We start from the raw sequence: 356 nt of genomic DNA on the forward strand, positions 1-356 counted from the left end.
GCCAGGCCGCAGGCCGCCACCACATGGAGGGCTTCCCGGACCCCGGCCACGCTCCACATGGTGGAGTACATCCGGGCCAGGAAGAAGATCACCAGGGAGGCCAGGATATAATAGGGAAGGAACTCCAGGGCCGCCCGGGCGTATTCCGGCGGGATCTTGGAAATATTTAAATCAAACCGGACAAAAAGGCCTAAAAAAGAGGCCAGGCAGAGCGCAAGGACGTCTGCGGCCATTAAGATGCCCATGCGGACGCGCTTGTCCCTGGGCAGGTATTTTTCCAGAAATTCGTACATCAGATCTTCCTCGGATTCGTTTTTTCACGGGATACACCCGTTTTACTTCCCATAATCGTCCTT

General features: G+C 55.6%; 1 pseudogene. It reads right to left on the bottom strand.

Features of this window, described 5'->3' with window-relative positions:
- Positions 1-293: pseudogene (locus OCV69_RS16660) on the bottom strand (polysaccharide biosynthesis protein); the annotation flags it as partial.
- Positions 294-356 lie beyond the last annotated feature (63 nt).

The organism is Alitiscatomonas aceti, assembly GCF_025567195.1.
Classification (GTDB): Bacteria; Bacillota; Clostridia; order Lachnospirales; family Lachnospiraceae; genus Alitiscatomonas; species Alitiscatomonas aceti.